This window comes from Marinoscillum sp. HNIBRBA16962 (assembly GCF_057801515.1).
Map to the genome: position 1 here is coordinate 2185014 of NZ_CM173603.1, position 15908 is coordinate 2200921.

General features: G+C 43.7%; 12 protein-coding genes. 6 read left to right on the forward strand and 6 right to left on the reverse strand.

Translation table 11 applies throughout. The features are described from left to right. Window positions 1-6: 6 nt before the first annotated feature. The 3 genes from AC3E9V_RS09350 to AC3E9V_RS09360 all read left to right on the forward strand — a co-directional run bounded on the left by AC3E9V_RS09350 (window position 7) and on the right by AC3E9V_RS09360 (window position 2780). Window positions 7-1716: an ATP-binding protein gene (locus tag AC3E9V_RS09350; protein WP_488752922.1), complete on the forward strand. Its 1710-nt coding sequence runs from the start codon at window positions 7-9 to the stop codon at window positions 1714-1716. Further along, window positions 1713-2342, forward strand: a complete 630-nt coding sequence (locus tag AC3E9V_RS09355; RefSeq protein ID WP_488752923.1) for a response regulator — start codon at window positions 1713-1715, stop codon at window positions 2340-2342. Before AC3E9V_RS09350 ends, AC3E9V_RS09355 begins: the two co-directional genes overlap by 4 nt. 102 nt (window positions 2343-2444) lie before the next feature. Continuing rightward, window positions 2445-2780, forward strand: coding sequence for a hypothetical protein (locus AC3E9V_RS09360; RefSeq protein WP_488752924.1), 336 nt, complete (start codon window positions 2445-2447; stop codon window positions 2778-2780). A gap of 153 nt (window positions 2781-2933) precedes the next feature. Here the strand turns inward: AC3E9V_RS09360 and AC3E9V_RS09365 are convergent, their stop codons facing one another. The 5 genes from AC3E9V_RS09365 to AC3E9V_RS09385 all read right to left on the reverse strand — a co-directional run bounded on the left by AC3E9V_RS09365 (window position 2934) and on the right by AC3E9V_RS09385 (window position 10164). Further along, window positions 2934-5531 carry an ABC transporter permease gene (locus tag AC3E9V_RS09365; protein ID WP_488752925.1) on the reverse strand — a complete coding sequence of 866 codons (2598 nt, stop codon included), beginning with the start codon at window positions 5529-5531 and terminating at the stop codon, window positions 2934-2936. Then, window positions 5528-5854: a PadR family transcriptional regulator gene (locus AC3E9V_RS09370; RefSeq protein ID WP_488752926.1), complete on the reverse strand. Its 327-nt coding sequence runs from the start codon at window positions 5852-5854 to the stop codon at window positions 5528-5530. Before AC3E9V_RS09370 ends, AC3E9V_RS09365 begins: the two co-directional genes overlap by 4 nt. 88 nt (window positions 5855-5942) lie before the next feature. After that, window positions 5943-7148, reverse strand: a complete 1206-nt coding sequence (locus AC3E9V_RS09375; protein ID WP_488752927.1) for a DEAD/DEAH box helicase — start codon at window positions 7146-7148, stop codon at window positions 5943-5945. A 370-nt stretch (window positions 7149-7518) separates the two neighbouring features. After that, on the reverse strand, window positions 7519-9156 hold the full coding sequence (locus tag AC3E9V_RS09380; protein ID WP_488752928.1) for a dipeptidyl-peptidase 3 family protein: 1638 nt from the start codon (window positions 9154-9156) through the stop codon (window positions 7519-7521). Between the two features lie 111 nt (window positions 9157-9267). Then, window positions 9268-10164 (reverse strand): NHL repeat-containing protein, encoded by an 897-nt coding sequence (locus AC3E9V_RS09385; RefSeq protein ID WP_488752929.1) that lies wholly within the window; start codon window positions 10162-10164, stop codon window positions 9268-9270. Window positions 10165-10332: 168 nt separating this feature from the next. Here AC3E9V_RS09385 and AC3E9V_RS09390 point away from each other — a divergent pair, with 168 nt between their 5' ends. After that, window positions 10333-11964 (forward strand): M28 family metallopeptidase, encoded by a 1632-nt coding sequence (locus tag AC3E9V_RS09390; protein WP_488752930.1) that lies wholly within the window; start codon window positions 10333-10335, stop codon window positions 11962-11964. Between the two features lie 2 nt (window positions 11965-11966). On the opposite strand, the gene AC3E9V_RS09395 is transcribed toward AC3E9V_RS09390, so the two are convergent. Continuing rightward, the gene (locus AC3E9V_RS09395) at window positions 11967-12467 is read right to left on the reverse strand and encodes a metallophosphoesterase family protein (RefSeq protein ID WP_488752931.1); all 501 of its coding nucleotides are present in this window, start codon (window positions 12465-12467) and stop codon (window positions 11967-11969) included. Between the two features lie 175 nt (window positions 12468-12642). Between AC3E9V_RS09395 and AC3E9V_RS09400 the strand changes: the two genes are divergently transcribed. Then, window positions 12643-15150, forward strand: coding sequence for a PAS domain S-box protein (locus AC3E9V_RS09400; RefSeq protein WP_488752932.1), 2508 nt, complete (start codon window positions 12643-12645; stop codon window positions 15148-15150). Window positions 15151-15198: 48 nt separating this feature from the next. Next, window positions 15199-15882 (forward strand): LytR/AlgR family response regulator transcription factor, encoded by a 684-nt coding sequence (locus tag AC3E9V_RS09405; protein ID WP_488752933.1) that lies wholly within the window; start codon window positions 15199-15201, stop codon window positions 15880-15882. Window positions 15883-15908 lie beyond the last annotated feature (26 nt).

Genomic DNA, 15908 nt, shown 5'->3' on the forward strand with positions numbered 1-15908 from the left:
TTGCTGATGAGACTTAAAATAGGAAATAAGCTTGCATTGGTGATGATAGGACTGTCCGTAGTGGTGATAGTCTTATTATCCTCCCTTTTTTATTACCAATTTGAGCTTGCCGTTCAGGAACGTGTCTTATTGCAGCTTTCCTCAGTAAAGCGTCTCAAGGTTTCCCAGATAAAAGATGAGCTGAATGCTCACCTGGAAGCTATTCGTAGTTATAAAAACCACTCCGATTCCTCTATTCTTACTGGTCAGCAGTTTTTTCATGTAGGGCTGCTGGATAATTCTGCCCCTCTTGAGAATTATTCATTTTCAATTCCTCAGAATTTTAATAATGGTGAAGTTTATGTGCAGGACCTCACCACTCAGGACAGTAGCGGACTTATCACCCTGGCATTTATCACAGGCTATGAGGGGGGATATTTGGTGGGGTTAGCCAAGCCGGACATTCAGTCTGTGCTCCTGGAAAGGACCGGGCTGGGTGAGACCGGTGAGTCTTATCTGGTAGGCAGAGACTTTCTTATGCGCTCGACATCCAGATTTTTCCCCGATCAAAGGCCAACGGAAATAACGGTGGAAAGTACAGGTGTAAAGCAAGCATTAAATGGCAATCCCGGATCCGGACTCATAGAAGATTACAGAGGGGTAGAAGTCTTCAGCTCTTATGAAAAGCTTGATTTTCACGGACTGGAATGGGTCATCCTTTCAGAAATTGACAGGCAGGAAGCCTTCATCCCCTTAGGAAGGCTAAAAGATAATTTCCTGATCATTCTTTTTATCATCATTCTTTTCATTCTGACAGCATCCTACTGGCTGGCAAGGCAGATCGTAAAACCTATTCTGGTGATGGAGTCCAAGCTAACCGAGATGTCATTAGGCAATATTGATCAGAGTATACCTGAAAAGAAGCGCCAGGATGAAATCGGTAAAATGTTTGCTGGTCTTGGAAGACTGGTAAATGCGTTGCACCAGGCTGTAGATTTTGCCAGGCAAATTGGTGGAGGAAATTTTGAGGCAGATTACTCACTGCTTAGCAAAAATGATAAACTCGGACAGGCTCTGCTTCAGATGAAGTATGAGCTCAAAAAACTTAAGAAAAATGAAGCGCGGCTGGTTATAGAAAATCAGAAGGCAATAATCAATGGTGAAGAGACGGAGCGTTCCAGGCTTTCGCGGGAGCTGCATGATGGCCTGGGTCCGCTTCTCACTACCATACGTATCAAAGTGCAGGTAGCTGAGATACCGGATGCTATGCGCAAGGAGTTATTCAGGGCCATTGATGAAACCATCAGGGAAGTCCGCAGAATGTCAAATAACCTTATGCCCAGTGTTTTGGAGGACTTTGGGGCAGGAGAGGCTATTGGCAATCTTGTGAAGCACATGACAAGAGAGGAAATGCGGATTCTTTACCGCTATGAAAACCTGGAAGGCCTGGAGCTTCCTAAAAGTATTAACATAGCACTGTATCGAATTGCCCAGGAGTCTTTAAATAATGCCATTCGTCATTCCAGGGCATCAGAAGTTCGTATCTCGCTTACAGAGTTTGAGGACAAAGTCAGTCTTTTCATTTCTGATAACGGCATAGGGTTTAACCTGGATCAGAACTACCAGGGGAGGGGGCTCATCAATATCAAAGAAAGAGTCAAACTGGAAGATGGTCTCCTGGATATTCAGTCAGATGAAAGCGGTACAAAGATAGAAGTAGAAATACCCATAAAATGAGTAAAATAAAAGTAATTATCGTAGATGATCATCAGCTTTTCAGGGAGGGGATCAGATCACTCTTTTCAGCTCATAATGATGTTGAGATTATCGGTGAGGCAGCTTCTGCTGATGAGCTTTTCGAGGCGCTTAAGGTCTTGAGTCCCAACATTGTGTTGATGGATATTTCTCTACCGGGTACAAACGGCCTTGAGGTCATTAGTAAGTGCAAGAAGCTTTATCCGGGCATCCGGTTTATTGTTCTCACCATGCATGATGATGGACAGTATGTAGTAAAAGCTGTAAGGAGTGGGGCTTATGGTTACCTGCTGAAAAATGCCGATGAGAAAGAGCTGACCGAGGCAATAAAGGCTGTTTCTTTTGATAAAAAGTACTTCAATCAGGAGATCTCACAGCTCATGGTAGGCAATATGGCCCTGGAGGGAGATAGTCACAAAAAACTCTCTGACAGAGAGATGGAAATCCTGCTTTTAGTATCCGAAGGAAAAACCACGAAAGAAATAGCCGCCGAGCTTTTTGTGAGCACCAGGACGGTAGAAACACACAGGGTAAATATGATGAAGAAGCTCAATGTGCAGAATACGGCAGAATTGATCAAGAAGGCAGTGAAGCTAAAACTCATCTAGCATCCGTAAAAATACGGATAGCAAAATACCATTTTTTCCAGAGCTTCAGAAGGGGTTATTTGTGCGTATTTAGTACTAAGCAAAAACTAAATACAAGGCACCATGAGAAAATACACAACATTAATCGCACTGAGTCTGCTGATCACGTTTGCCGGGTTTGCCCAAACAGGCGGGTTAAAAGGCCCGGAGGCTAAAAACTATAAGCCCTGGAAAAATCCTAAACCAGCTGAACCGGTGATGATATCAGTTAAAAAGAAGGACGTTAAAGGGCCTGAGGCCAAGAATCAACGACCATTGCAGATGACCTCAAAGACAATTGTAGCGGAGACTTCTGCTCCAAAGGAAAAATTGATGGGACCGGCTGCTAAAAATTATAAGCCATGGGATAAAGTGAATGATTCTCAGTTAGCAGAAGCCGAAGCTCCTGAAATAGAATAGATAATCAGTTGGCATAGTTATACGGAGGAAAAGCCCCCTAACCGATTCGGTTAGGGGGCTTTCTTTTATTCATCAGAAAATGAAGGGGCCGATGGGGGGTATATAAAATTCATCAAACCCATACTCCATAAAGGGGCTTTTTTAATTTATACACTATTCATCTCGCAGGGATTCCACAGGATTTCTGGTTGCTGTCCTTATCGCATGGTTGCCAATGGTGATCAGCGTAATGATCAATGCCCCGATCGCAGCGAGCAGGTAAAGCTGGAAGTCCAGATTGATCCTGAAGGCAAACTGATTGAGCCAGTTTTGCATTACATAAAAAGATAGGGGGGTAGCTACAGCAAATGCGATGGAGATCAAAATCAAGAACTCTTTAATAATAAGCACCAGAATGTTGGGAACTGATGCGCCCAGTACTTTTCGGATACCAATTTCTTTGGATCTAAGCTCAGTATTGAAGGCAACCAGACTGAGTAAACCCAGACAGGAAATAACAATTGCAATAAGCGTGAAGTAAAGCGTTAGCTTACTTACTAACTTCTCGCTTTTGTACCGGCTCTCAAATTCCCGGTCAAGGAAATCAAAATCAAACTTGCGGTCAGGATTAAACTCATGATGCAATGTTTCCAGTGATGCAATCGCTTCCCGGTGCATTCCCGGCTTTGTTTTTACCAGGATCATCCAGGATTCGGGGTCCAGTCTCATGATCAGTGGGTTGATAGGGGTGTGCAGAGAGCTGATATGAAAATTTTTCACCACCCCAATGATCTTCCCTTTGTTGCCCCAGAACTCGAGCGACTGGCCAACCGGGTCCTCAAATGCCAGCATCTTTGCAGTTTCTTCGTTGATCAGGTAGTTAGTGGAATCACTGGCAATTTCCGGGTCAAAATTCCTCCCGGCTATCAATGGAATATTCATCATATTGATAAAATTATGGCCAACTCCAAGCACCTTGAAATAGATCTCGGTTTCCGGGTCTTTTCCCTGCCAGGAAGGGTCAGAAGTGGAGCTCCCAACACTGGTAGGGTTACCATCTGATAGTGCAATTCCCTGAATGCCTGGCATGGAATGGAGCTTCTCCCGGTAGGTATTCAGTATTTGAAGGTTCATATCCCCGATACTAAGCATGATCACATTCTCTTTGTCCAGCCCGAGGTTTTTATTGAATACGTATTGCAATTGCTTATAGATGGTTACCGACCCTACGATCATGGTGATGGTGATCACAAACTGGAAAACGATCAACCCACGCCTGAATACAAAGTGTGACCTGTCGGCTTTCAAAATACCTTTCATTGACAGGATCGGGTTGACGGCAGCCATGTAAAATGCTGGATATAATCCTGATAGCACACCTATAAGTACTACAAACCCCATGACTAGCAGGATAAACTGAGGAGTAAAAAATGTCAGACTAATTTCCTTACCCGTGAGTATGTTGAAGTATGGGAGTAAAACAGCAACTGCGAAGCCTGATAAAATAGCAGCAAAAGAGACAATCAAAATGGCTTCCAGGATAAACTGGAGTCTGAGGGACCTGCGAAATGCACCCATCACCTTTCGGATACCTGTTTCTTTGGATCTTTTGGCTGACCTGGCGGTGGTAAGATTCATGAAATTCACTGCAGCTAATACCAGGATAAGGATAGCGGAGATAGATAAAAGGATCACATAGTCAATCCTGCCACCAGTCAGTTTACCATTTTCGTATTTCGAATGCAGATAAAGGCTTTCGAAAGGCTGGAGGAGGATCGGTGCGTTCTCCGTAACATCTTCTCTGTTTTCCCGGATTGCATTCACCACATTTTGGTTTGCTGTTTCGGTCGTATATCCATCCGCAATTTGTACATACATGTTGTGGTTATAGTTTCCCCATCGCTTTTGCGAGGGTTGGGTACGCAGCATGTACTCAAACGGGATGATAAAATCGAAGTGGACTGTAGACCTTGATGGGATGTTTTCGAACACCCCTGCAAGGGTAAACTGCCGACCGTACTTGTCGGTAATGGCTTTCCCGATCACATCCATGTCTTGCCAGTCTTCGCCAAAATAGCCGGATGCAGCTTTTGCCGAGAGCACTATGGATTCAGGTTGATCATACAAGAGTTGGTGGTTACCCCGGACAAACGGTATGGAGAAAATGTCAAATAGTTCTGCGGACCCGTAATGACCTTTTAACTCCAGGTTATCTGATTCTTTTTTCAGGATCAGCGTTGCCCCCCAGTTGGTTATGGCTGCCTTTTCGATCGCCGGATATTTCTGTTCCAGCACTTCCCTTAATGGTTGGGGAGTCGTTCGCCAGGTGTAGATCTTACCAGAGCTCTCCGCCTGGTTTACCAATACATAATGAATCCTTTCTACCTCCTCAGGCCATTGATTGTATTTTAATTCATCCTGCACCCACAGGTAGATCATCAGGCTCGCCGTGATCCCCAGGGTAAGCCCCAATACATTCGTTAACGTATAGCTCTTTTCTTTCTTAAATACCCGGAACGCTACTTTCAGGTAGTTGGATATGATGTGGAAGTTCATTTGAATTTTTGTTCTTTTGAAAGAGGAGGGACGAAAGAAGCGAAACACATCAATGACGAATTTCCTTCTTGCCAGGGCGTACCCCTTGGCCTCAAGGTTTTTATTGAATTTTTCGTGAAGGTCACCCTGGATCTCATCGATCAGATCTTCATGGCAGTACCATTCCAGGAATCGGTCGGCCCAGCGAGGAGGAGATATGAGAGGGTTTCCGTTCATGTCAGATTAAACTTAGGGGCAATGCTCCACAGCCCATCTCTAGTCTCCTTTAGTTCGGTGAGTATTTTATAGCCGGCTTTAGTGATCTCAAAGAGTCGTTTTTTCCTTCCGCCTCTTTCAGTTGTAGCCCCTCCCATCTTTGAAGAAAGCAATCCTTTTTTCTCCAGGCGATTTAGTACGGTATGTATTGCTGGTATGGAAATAGACTTTCCCGATCTGCTCTGGTATTCTTCTGCAACCGAAACTCCGTATGCCTCGTCCTGCATCACCAGTACAATTAGAAGAATGGTCTCCTCCAGAGACCCGATGCTCATATTATCCATTATACATATATTTAATTAACTATTGTATAACAAATATGCGAAATCTTTTTTAATTGGGTTGCATCAGTGTAGTAAAAAATGCTGAATACTATTTTCTCCTTTTCTTTCCTTTGAATCCGCCGCTGCGTCCTTTCCGAAATGGCCGTGGCTTATATTCCGGCCCTTCGCCTATATGGTCAGGTAGTTTGGCTTTAAGTACCGGGTTACCCAGCAGCTCTTCTATTGCCAGGAATTTGCCCTGCTCTTTTTCATTGATAAATGTAAAAGCTGCTCCCTTGGAAGCTGCACGAGCTGTCCGTCCTATCCGGTGGATGTAGTCTTCACCATCATTTGGTACGTCAAAGTTGATGACGATATCTATGTCCTCTATATCGATCCCCCTCGACAGGATGTCTGTGGCTACCAGTACGGTAAGTTTCCTGCTTTTGAACTGACTGAGCACGGCTTCCCGCTCTTTCTGTTCCAGATCAGAATGAATTTGTTCTACTGAAAGGTCGGTTTTTTTGAGCTCTCGTGTAAGTGCTTTAGCGCTGTCTTTTGTAGAGCAGAATACAATCACACTTCTTAGCCAGTCAGCCTTCAGTATATGCTTTACAAGCGCGATCTTTTGGGTGTCGTATACCACAAAAGCCGCCTGGACAATATTCTCATTAGGCTTTGATATGGCAATATTGATCTCTTCCGGATCTTTCAAAATGGTCTTTGCCAGTTTTCGGATCTTTTCCGGCATAGTAGCAGAGAACAGGAGGGACTGTCGCTCTTTTGGTACATAGCCGATTATTTTCATGATATCCTCATGAAATCCCATATCAAGCATGCGGTCCGCCTCATCCAGGATCAGGTATTTCAACTGACTGATCTTTACATACTTCATGTTCAGGTGTGCTATCAGTCTGCCCGGAGTACCTATGATAATATCTGCACCATGGGTGAGTGCCTTTTTCTCCCGGTTAAATGACTGACCGTCACCACCTCCGTATACAGCAATGGAACTCACTGAAGTGTAATAGGAGAGCCCTTCCAACTGCTGATCGATCTGCACAGCCAATTCCCGTGTTGGTACGATGACTAATGCTTTTATCTGGTCATCATCCGGTTCTTCCAGTATTTTATTGATTATAGGCAGCAGGAAAGCCGCAGTTTTACCTGTGCCGGTCTGTGCTGCTGCTATTACGTCTTTGCCTTGAAGTATTACCGGGATGGTCGCATCCTGGACAGGCGTTGCGTTTTCAAAGCCTATCGCCTCTATTCCTTCTAGTAGTTTAGGGTTTAGAGCAAATTCTGAAAATTTCAAATCTTTATATGTCCTTAATTTTGAGGCGTAAATTAAGCAAACTAATGGAGAGACTTCAAAAAGTGGGACCGATATAAAAAATAAAAAGGAATGGATCTGAAAAGACCACATTCCTGTTATAAATAACTACTGTCGTCCGACTAAATTTTAAATATTCAACAAAAGTACGTTTAAACAAAATGAGATTCCATCCGGGAAAAGATTTTTTCGAATCCTTCAAAACTACCCGTTCCACGTCGTCCCGTCCCCTGAAGGGGTGTTCGAAAGTCCCCTTTAGGGGATTTAGGGGCACCCGGATTAGGGGTAGATTTTGATAAATTTTCTTTGAAAACAAAATCTTTTCTCGGACGGTACTTATAAATATTATGACCTAAAGTCCCAGTACTTCTACCCCTTGCTCAAAAACTATGTCGACCGGAATGTTTTGTTCTTCCAGCCTATCAAGGTCTGACTGCAGTTCGTTACCGATGATTCCTTTTTCCTTGACCAGCTGATCCACACCTGCATAATCACCATCACCCTGAAGGGTAAGAATTTTTTCAGATAAGGCATTCATCGCTTCCTGCATCTTGTCAAAATTTACAGAATAAGTGCCGTTCTCATTTTTAGTAAAAGCGCCATACTCCTTAAAAAAATTGAAGCGGATCATATTGGCCTTACCATGGGCACTGGCTGCCCCAAACCGGATGGACCGGAAAATACTGGTCATGAAGGTGACGTAGTAGTCTTCCAGATCGCCATTGATCTCACCCTGCTCATGAAGCTGGGTAATCATATAGAGCCCCAGTACGTCTGCTTTACCCTCTTCCAGCGCTGAGCTGTGTTCCTGCAGTGCGGCTCTTACGGTTCCTTTGCCGTTGATCGTGTTTTTTATTCCAAGTCCGTGAGCTACTTCGTGAAACATGGTGTTACTAAAGAACGCATCAAATGTTATATGTTTTTGCTGCTCTTCAGCTATCAGGACTCTGGAGATCGGGACTAAAATCTCATCAAACTTTGCTCGCATGGCATTTTTCAGCTGAAGCCTTCTCGATCCCTTTTCAAGCTGTACCTCTTCATCATTTGGCAGGTTAATGGCAATGGTTTTTGAACCGGCATTGCAGTCTCCGGCATAGTATACCACATCGTAAGCGTTCAGGTCTGCATCGCTGCCAGGCTTTTCGGATTTGTATTTGTCCGGGACCGGCAGGCCCTTTTGAAGCTCCGGTAAAACCGCCGCATATTTTGACAGTCGGTCACTCCATTGTTTGTCTTTAATGAGCACATAGGCCTCATGGGCTGCTTTATAATTGAAAAGGTTGTCCTCATAATTTTCGATAGGGCCTATTACTACGTCGATACCATTTGTCTTCATGTCCATCCATGCCATATCGCTCGGCTGGTATTCATCAGTAAGGAGTGCCTGCGCGCGAAGTTCCAGGTACTTTTTCAGCCCCTGATCTTCTGCCAGCTCGGCACATTCCAGCAATATAGCCGAAGCTTTTTTCACCTCTTCTTCAAACATCTCGTAGTAGGGTACTGTGATGAGGTTTCCTGATTTGTCTCGCCTGATAAAGGTGTAAAGGCTGGCTTTTCCTTCCAGCTCTGCAGCTTCAAATTCGTCCTTTGTCATGTCTTTCGGATAGAAATTAGCCCCGGCTGGTTTGTGGCCCACTCCATCAATAAAAGGCTCATTATCATTCAGACGATCCCACGGACCATAATTGATCTTGATATAAGCTTTGGTTGCTTCATCAGATACAGCATCCATCAATGAATCTTTTTTGCCATAAGCTTCGTACCAAAAAAGCTCGTCCATGATTTTGGCAGCTTCTATGAGTTTAGGGATCATTAGCTTTTCATTCTCTGACAGCTGATTGAGGTCTGCGGTCAGTCGGACACTTTTGTAGTCTTCCACTTTTTCTGCCATTTCATTGCCGGGTGCTTCTTCAACTGATTCATTCTGAGGAGTAGTACAGGAATAGATCAGCGTGGATAATAAGAAAATGTAGGTTGTTGATCTTTTCATAGGGTTTTGGGTTTATGCACCGAAGTTAGGAAAAATTATTTCTAATGGGGCAAATGAAAAGAGCCGATTACTGTGCAATCGGCTCTGAAAAAATTTTACAGCAAGGCCTGGTTATTTAGTTACCTTATAAGCAACTATTCGGTTCCCAAAAAATGTAGGCACCAACAGGGTATTGCTGGAAGAGATAAATTCAATGTCAGCAGCATTATCTCCCACATTTTTGGTATCAAGGATTTTCTTTTTGTCATAGCCTGCTGTTACATAATAAACTTCACCGTTCCAGTTTGACACGAGAAAATCCACGCCGACTTTTACCACACCGTCACCTCCGGGTATGGAGTCTGCTACTGGCGTTACCTCCTGGGAAGCTACATCTATTTCATTGAATTTTCCCGAATTGAAAGTTGCCATCATCATTTTCTCTCCATCATAAAAGAGACCGTTTGGTCTTCCTTCCGCTTCAGCCCAGAGGCTTACTTCGCCACCGCTTAGTTTGTGGACCTTGTTAGTATTGGAATCACTGAAGTAAACGTCACCATTTTCATCTACAGTGATGTCATTTAGAAATTCCGCCCCTTCCACGGGTATTCTTTCTGTGATCTCACCTGAGGCGACATCTATTACCACTACTTCATCAATATTAGTTACATAGAGAGTTCCTTCGAACAGGCCCATTCCCTTTGGAGCGTCGATCTTAGTAATCCAATCCAGGTCTATGATCGAGCCGTCTTTGGGCGATACTTTTGCAATAAATCCATCCTCGTCCTGGGCATTGGGTGGGACTCCTCCTATGCAGGAAGCGTATAGTACATCGTTTGCCTCATCATACAATACAGATTCCACTGTAGAAAGTACAGTATCGGTTTCCCATAGTTTCTCCAGGGAAGCAGTTATTTCCTTCCCGGATTCCATGGTTTCATCACTGGCTGTTTCGCTTTTCTTCGTTTGGCAGGCCACAACCATAGCCATAGCCAAAGCAAATACGAAAGATTTGGTCAGGTATTTCATAGCTTTATTTTTTTCTAAATTTAGGCTTTCTATTGCATATAAATAAAAGAGGGGCGTATTTGTTCTGGTCAAATTCAAAAAAAATCATGTTTGTACATAAATAGAACCTCTTATCACGAGCAGTTTTAAATTGTTGCAAAAAATGCACATCTTCAAAAAAATGAATCTATGAAGCACTTAGCAATCTTTACTCTAATCATCATTTCAGTAGTCGCCTGTGACTCACCGCAAAAAGGGCAGGCAGACAAGTCATTAATAGACACAGTCAAAATAGAAGAACATATTAAAAAACTGGCCTCCGATGAATTTCAGGGTAGAAAGCCATTTACAGAAGGGGAGACAAAAACCATTAATTACCTGAAAGAAGAGTTTATTTCATACGGACTATCTCCGGGGAATGGTGACTCGTATTTTCAGGAAGTTCCTTTGGTGGAGCTGAATGCCAAACCTTCTTCCAGCCTTACTTTAGCTTCTGAAAAAGGGACGGTAGACCTGAAGGTTTCTGAGGAGTTTGTAGCGTACTCTGAGCGAGTAGCGGAGCAGAACGTTCTGAAGGAATCAGAAGTTGTTTTTGCCGGATTTGGCATTGTAGCTCCGGAGTATGGGTGGAATGATTATGAAGGCCTGGATGTGAAGGGCAAAACCGTAATAGTGCTGGTCAATGATCCCGGGTTTGGGTCAGGTGATAGTACGCTGTTTAAAGGTCAGACGATGACCTATTATGGTCGGTGGACCTATAAGTATGAGGAAGCTGCTCGTCAGGGTGCTGCCGGCATATTTATCATCCATGATACGGCGCCTGCAGGTTATGGCTGGTCTGTAGTTCGTAACTCCTGGTCCGGAGCCAGCCTGTATCTTGACCAGACTGGTGATAGCTACAAGCCTGCAGTACAGGGGTGGCTGACCAGAGATGCGGCGATCCGGCTTTTTGAAAACTCACCGGTAGATATGCGAAATTTTGTGGAACGCTCAAGACAGGCGGATTTCAAACCCATTCCTTTGCAGGTTAAAGCTTCAGTTTCTGTGGAAAATGGAATTAAGCGAAACGTATCAAAAAATGTGATAGCCAAAATAGAGGGCAGTAAAAGACCTGATGAGTACATCATTTATACGGCTCACTGGGATCACCTGGGTGTAGGACCGGCTGTAGATGGAGATAGTATTTACAATGGCGCTCATGATAATGCTACTGGTACTGCGGCCCTCCTGGAAATAGCCCGGGCATTTGCAGCTACGGAAAAACCCGAAAGAACGGTGATATTTCTGGCCGTTACTGCTGAGGAGCAGGGACTGCTCGGGTCAAAGTACTATGCAGAAAACCCTGTTTACCCACCCAAAAAGACAGTGGCTAATATTAATATGGATGGCGTGGGTTACTATGGGTTAATGAAAGATTTTACCATAGTAGGTTACGGTCAGTCTGAGCTGGATGACCTTGCCGGAGAGATTGCCGGAGCACAGGGAAGATATGTCATGCCTGATCCCGATCCGGGTAAAGGTTATTTTTTCCGATCAGACCATTTTCAATTTGCCAAGGTGGGCATACCGGCCATTTTTGCCAGTGGGGTATATGAGTCCATGGATTATGGAGTAAAATACATTGAGGAGAAGTCTATGGAGTACGAAACCAACAGATATCACCGACCGGCCGATGAATACTACCCGGAAGAGTGGTTATTTGGCGGCATGCTGCAGGATGCTACGCTGTTTTACCGGCTTGGTCGTAAACTTGGTGATTCTGAAATTTGGCCAAAATGGAAAGAAGGCTCAGAGTTTAAATCGATTAGGGAAAGTAGCTAGTGTCAAATCATTCCCCTGGGGCCTAGCTCTATGACTTCAAGGTTTTGAAACCGACCCTCCTGAATGTCCATTCTCAGGAGGGTTTTTACTTTGTGAAAGCCCTGTTGGCCTGCTGCTCCCGGATTGACAAATAGCAGGTTGTTTATTTTGTCTGGCTGTACTTTCAAAATATGCGAATGTCCGCATACCAGCATATCTGGCTTATGTTCGCTTATCAGCTTCTTAACACGACCATTGTAGCCTGGGGGTTTTCCTGCGATGTGGGTTATTAAAACTTTCAGTCCGTCCCTGATCAATACCTGATTTTCAGGTGCCGCAGCTTTCACTCTGTGATCGTCTATATTGCCAAATACCGCATAGGTTGGTTTAAACTTTTCCAACTGCTCCAGTATCTCCAGCTGACCAATATCTCCGGCATGCCAGATCTCATCACATGCATCAAAGTATTTAAAAATGGCTTTATTGAGGTGATTGTGAGTATCTGATATTATTCCTATCTTCATAAAGTGAGTATAACCGAATGAATTTATCCGTTCATCGAAGTTAATGCTTTACTCTGGCGTAAGTGAATGAAATTTACGAACCGGGGTATCAAAATGATCATTTCAGGTTAACAGTCTGTTTGTATGAATGGTCTATATTTTTTGGCCCGGTGTACTATTAATGCAATAAAAGATCATGGCAGCAGAGCATGACTTAGGGGCTGTAGAAAGGTTAAAAGAAGAAGTTGACCAACTCAGGAACGAACTGGCAAAGGAGCGAACTGCCCGCTGCGCTTTAGAGGCCCGGCTGGAAAGCAAATCTGATGAATTGCATCAGACCAATGCCGAGCTGATGCAGCTTAATGATTTTCTGGAGAAGAACATCAAACGAAGGACCAATACCCTATCCTCGCTCATTAAGAATCTTCACTCAGGTATACTGCTGGAAGATGAGAACAGAAGGATCCTTCTGATCAACCAAAAATTCTGTGAAACCTTTAACATGGAGTATGATCCTGATACTTTGATCGGACAGGATTACAGGGAGGTATATCCCTTCAAGAAGGAGTTATTTGAGGATCCCGATGCCTTTGAGCACATGGTTTCTGAGCTTGTTGAGAAAAAAGAGCTTGCCGTAAACCAGATCCTCAAAATGAGAGACGGACGGGTCCTCGAACGGGACTTTATCCCTGTCTACTCATCAGAGGAATATTTGGGGCAACTCTGGCAATTTCGTGATGTAACTGAAGAGTACTACTACGAAGAACGCATCCGTCAAAGCGAGGAAAAATATCGTGGTATTATTGAAAACATGGAGCTGGGGCTGCTGGAGGTGGATCGAGACCATAAGATCATCAAAGCCTACGACTCTTTTTGTGAGATGGTGGGATATACCAAAGAGGAGCTAATAGGAAAGGATACACATGAGCTTTTTTTCCCGAAGCAGTATCGTGAAATGATGAAGCTCCAGGATACGAAACGGCAGACCGGCAAGCAAAGTATTTATGAAGTTCAGATGAAGCGCAAGAATGGTGAGCTCATCTGGGTGCTGATCAGCGGGTCACCGTTTTATGACGATGAGGGTAATTTCTCCGGCTCCATTGGCATTCATTACAATATTACTGAGCGCAAAAAGCTGGAGAACGATCTTAGGGAATCCAGGGTAGTTGCTGAAAATGCCAGAGACGCTGAAAAACAATTTCTGGCTAACATGAGCCATGAAATCAGGAATCCTATCAATGCGATAACCGGGATCATCAGCCTGCTTTATGATACTCACCTGACCGACGAGCAGCTGGACTATCTCAACAATATTCAGTATGCATCTGATATCCTGCTGGGACTTATATCTGATATCCTGGATCTCTCCAAGATCGAAGCAGGCAAGATGGAGCTGAACGAAAAGAGCTTTGAGCTGGGGGAAAATATTCGAGCCATTATCAAAACGTATAATTTCAAGACGTCTGATAAAAACATAAAGTTTTCATACGAACTGGATGACCGGTTGTCTGCACCCGTTTATGCGGACCCTACGGTAATAAACCAAATACTCCTCAACCTGATAGGCAATGCAGTCAAGTTTACGGACGAAGGAGAAGTGACCATCTGTTCGAAGGTGCTATCAGAGGAAGGTGGCTACTTCCTTATAGAAACAGCTGTTAAGGATACGGGGATTGGGATCTCAAAAAAAGAACTGACAAAAATCTTTGATACCTTCAATCAGGGCAATAAGCAGACTAAGCTAAAATACGGTGGTACAGGGCTCGGGCTTTCAATCGTTCGTCAGCTTTTGAAAATCTATAATGGGTCCATTTCAGTAGACAGTGAACCAGGTAAGGGCTCCGTGTTTACATTTACGCTCAGACTAAAAAAGGGAGAACTTGTCACCTCTGAAGAAAAGGACTCACTACAAAAACCTGCTTTTGAGTCAGGGACTATAAAGCATGTACTGATAGTGGAGGATAATAGGGTAAACCAACAGTACCTGGTGGGGCTTCTGAGAAAATGGGGCATTACATACAACATAGCGAATCATGGTGGAGAAGCGATGGAGCTGATAGAAAAGAATCACTACGACCTGGTGCTTATGGATATCAGAATGCCGGTGATGGATGGTTATGAAACGACAATCCGCATCCGAAACCATGAGAAAAACCCCAACCGGGACATTCCGATAATAGCCCTTACAGCTTCAGCTTTAGTAGATGAAAAAGAGCGGGCTCTGGAAGCAGGGATGAACTTCCACCTGACCAAACCGTTTTCTCCGGACCAGTTGCTAGGGACTATCAATGAGATAAGTGATGGGAATATCACTGTAGAGGATAATGAAAGTATTTTTAAGTATTCCGAAGATCTGGATCATACCTATCTCGAAACATTCTATGAAAATGACCTGGAACGTGCTGCACTGATGTTTGAGATTTTTCTGGGAAATATCAGTAAAGAAATAGCAGAACTAAAACGATACTATGTAAAGGAGGATTGGGAGAAATTCGGGGCATTGGCTCACAGGATAAAACCCAATTTTGCCATGGTGGGGCTGACACCTTTTACGGATTTGATGAAGGAGTTTGAGAGGTTAGGAAAGAATGGGGAGGGGAGCGAGTTACGAGAAATTGTTCCCGTTTTTTTTCAGGAATACAAAAATAAGCTTAAACTTGTTAAAAAAGAGTTATCCAGGATGACTGCCATTTTGGATAACTAATAATAACTTTAACCAGTTAGGTTTTTTTAAGATCAAACACACACGAACATGAAATGTCTTATAGTAGATGATGATCAAATGGCCAGGAAATCTCTGGAGGCTATGTGCCAGAAGATTGACGATCTGGAAGTAGTGGGGTTATGTGAGAACGGCATGGAGGCCATTAAGTTTTTAAACAATGAGCCAGTTGATCTGATGCTGCTGGATATTCAAATGCCTGACCTTACAGGTATGGATCTGGTGAAAAGTGTAGAGAACCTGCCAATGGTCATTTTTACTACCGGGCATTCGGAATATGCTGTAGAAGCCTTTGAACATCAGGTCACGGATTTTCTTACCAAACCTGTGGAATTTCCTCGTTTGCTCAAAGCCATAGATCGTGCCCGTACGGAGCAGGCATCACAAAAATCAGGGGGTGAGATGAAAGAGATCTTTATCAAGGTAGATGGACGGTATGTGCGTTTAAGCCTTGATGACGTGCTTTATGTGGAGTCGCTGGGTGATTATGTCACGTTCCGCACCATCAAAGAAAAATATGTGGTCCACTCTACCCTGAAGAACATAGATGATAAGATCAAAAACAATCATTTTCTGAAAGTGCACAGGTCTTACATTGTAAACCTCTCAAAGGTTGTGGACATAGAGGAGACCAATATGGTGATCCATGATAAGGTGATCCCCATCAGCAGGGCTCACAAGCCAACTTTGATGAATAAGATCAAAACCATTTAGCGAAAGGGATCAGCTGTTTAAGCTTC

Bases quoted from the DNA above. Each gene is read 5' to 3' on its own strand.
- AC3E9V_RS09350 (WP_488752922.1), top strand. From the start codon at position 7: ATGAGACTTAAAATAGGAAATAAGCTTGCATTGGTGATGATAGGACTG.
- AC3E9V_RS09355 (WP_488752923.1), top strand. From the start codon at position 1,713: ATGAGTAAAATAAAAGTAATTATCGTAGATGATCATCAGCTTTTCAGG.
- AC3E9V_RS09360 (WP_488752924.1), top strand. From the start codon at position 2,445: ATGAGAAAATACACAACATTAATCGCACTGAGTCTGCTGATCACGTTT.
- AC3E9V_RS09365 (WP_488752925.1), bottom strand. From the start codon at position 5,531: ATGAACGGAAACCCTCTCATATCTCCTCCTCGCTGGGCCGACCGATTC.
- AC3E9V_RS09370 (WP_488752926.1), bottom strand. From the start codon at position 5,854: ATGGATAATATGAGCATCGGGTCTCTGGAGGAGACCATTCTTCTAATT.
- AC3E9V_RS09380 (WP_488752928.1), bottom strand. From the start codon at position 9,156: ATGAAAAGATCAACAACCTACATTTTCTTATTATCCACGCTGATCTAT.
- AC3E9V_RS09385 (WP_488752929.1), bottom strand. From the start codon at position 10,164: ATGAAATACCTGACCAAATCTTTCGTATTTGCTTTGGCTATGGCTATG.
- AC3E9V_RS09390 (WP_488752930.1), top strand. From the start codon at position 10,333: ATGAAGCACTTAGCAATCTTTACTCTAATCATCATTTCAGTAGTCGCC.
- AC3E9V_RS09395 (WP_488752931.1), bottom strand. From the start codon at position 12,467: ATGAAGATAGGAATAATATCAGATACTCACAATCACCTCAATAAAGCC.
- AC3E9V_RS09400 (WP_488752932.1), top strand. From the start codon at position 12,643: ATGGCAGCAGAGCATGACTTAGGGGCTGTAGAAAGGTTAAAAGAAGAA.
- AC3E9V_RS09405 (WP_488752933.1), top strand. From the start codon at position 15,199: ATGAAATGTCTTATAGTAGATGATGATCAAATGGCCAGGAAATCTCTG.